Origin of the sequence: Coleofasciculus sp. LEGE 07092 (genome assembly GCF_015207375.1) — a bacterium.
Taxonomy (GTDB): domain Bacteria; phylum Cyanobacteriota; class Cyanobacteriia; order Cyanobacteriales; family Coleofasciculaceae; genus LEGE-07092.
Window position 1 is genome coordinate 1 of the sequence record NZ_JADEWY010000278.1, and the last position, 1,818, is coordinate 1,818.

At 47.7% G+C, this 1,818-nt stretch carries 2 protein-coding genes; both read right to left on the reverse strand.

Annotated features, from left to right (window positions below; translation table 11 throughout):
- Positions 1–605 (reverse strand): 16S rRNA (adenine(1518)-N(6)/adenine(1519)-N(6))-dimethyltransferase RsmA (gene rsmA / locus IQ257_RS29515; RefSeq protein ID WP_193933514.1); only part of this gene is annotated, 605 nt, incomplete at its 3' end.
- 34 nt (positions 606–639) lie between these two features.
- Complete coding sequence (locus IQ257_RS29520; protein ID WP_193882761.1) at positions 640–1,611, reverse strand: patatin-like phospholipase family protein; 972 nt, start codon at positions 1,609–1,611, stop codon at positions 640–642.
- Positions 1,612–1,818 lie beyond the last annotated feature (207 nt).

Genomic DNA, 1,818 nt, shown 5'->3' on the forward strand with positions numbered 1-1,818 from the left:
TTTATGGGGCGGGGCTGCAACCGTACTACCGCCGAATCAACTTTGGGAGGAGGAGAAAAGGCTTTTGCAGGTACGTCGCAGATGAGTTGACAATCTGCTAGGTATTGCACTCGCACTGACAAAGCACCGAATATTTTAGAACCGGGTTGGGCGCACAAGCGTTGGGCAACTTCTTTCTGCACCAGTAGCACGATGAGATCGAAAGCGGGTGCGGCTGGGTGAGTAATGGTTCCTAGGAGCTTTTCGACAATGGGACCGGTAATATTGTAGGGGATATTGGCAACAACTTTGTTCAGGTGTTGGAAGTTGGGGAAGGACGTAAGCTGAGAGTTTAAGTCGAGGGTGAGGAAGTCGCCTTGCAGTAGTAAAAAGTTATTGACCTGACCTAGCTTTTGGGTTAAATGCTTGCACAAGTCGTGGTCAATCTCAACGGCTACCACCGATTCGACTTCAGGTAGCAATTTGCGAGTCAGAAGTCCTGTACCTGGACCTATTTCAAGGATGCGATCGCTCGGTTGCAAGTTAGCGGCGGCAACGATGCGATTGAGCGCTTTCTCGCTGCGCAGCCAGTGTTGAGCAAATTGTTTGCGGGCTTTTGGATTCATTGCCCAATTTTACCGAGGAGCGATCGCTCTGTGCTTACAAACAGTCTTGCATGAGGAAGTTTTTTATCGACTGTTGGTTCGTTTCGACGTAATCTCGGGCAAACATCGTTAGATTGGCAATATTCTCTGGGCTAGCATCGTCAATTTCAACGTTGACAATGGAGGGTTGCAGGCGCAGATAGCGCTGACACCCTCCATTGTCTATATCTGGAGCACTCATGACTTGCCGGGTGATGTAATCGTGCATATCAGAGGAGGCATCAAACAACACGTCAATTAAGCGTCCTTTCCATCCCCATTGTGTCAGTCCCCAACCCCGTGCTTCTTCCCACGGCAACGGACGATCAGAATCTCCTGTCCCAATTGAGAGTATAGACATTTCGCGAATCGGATAACCTAAGCGCAAGGCTTCAGAAAGGGCAGACGCCGAGGGATTGTTTGCCCCTACACCGCCATCAATTGCTGAATACTTGCGAGTCGGAGTTTGTAGCAAATGGGCAGGGAAATAGGTTGGGGCAGAGGAGGAACAGACACAGGCTTCCCAGAGTGGAATGTTGAAGTAATCTTCGTCTTGACGCCAGCTTTTAAAAACAATGGGTTCTCGACCTAGAGTATCGTAGGCGATAATCATCAGTTGGGGTGAAGCATAAATATCGGATAGTTTGGTTGTCCCAAACTCTTCTTGCAAAACTTCGATTAAGCCATCGTCAGGGTATAGAGGTGCTGAAACACCGTATTTAAACAGTAAGCCCAGTCGCTCGGGTGAAAAGCGGTTACTATAAGGAAAAATTCTCAACCCTTTCTCTTTATAGAGTCTAATGATTTCTTGGCTTTGGCGTCCCGTGGCTACGCCTGCTGCCAGAATTGATCCAGTTGAGGTTCCCGCAATCAGGTTGAAATAGTGGTTTAAGGGTTGATCGAGTACTCGTTCAACTTCTGCCAAGATGACTGCCGCAATAATACCGCGAATTCCGCCGCCATCTAAGCTCAAAATTCGATAAGTCATTGTACTTTTCTCAAAACTGCAAACGCCAAAGATTCTTTACAAACACTTTTGGCTAACGTATAACCTATACAGCAAAACCCACTCTAGCAACCACTACTAGAGTGAGTATAACGATTGATCAGCCGTTCGCTGCACGCTTTCGGGTAAAGCATCATAGAATTGCCAGAATCGTCGGGTTATGTTTTGTCATCCTCCCTATCTCCCCAC

Bases quoted from the DNA above. Each gene is read 5' to 3' on its own strand.
- IQ257_RS29520 (WP_193882761.1), bottom strand. From the start codon at position 1,611: ATGACTTATCGAATTTTGAGCTTAGATGGCGGCGGAATTCGCGGTATT.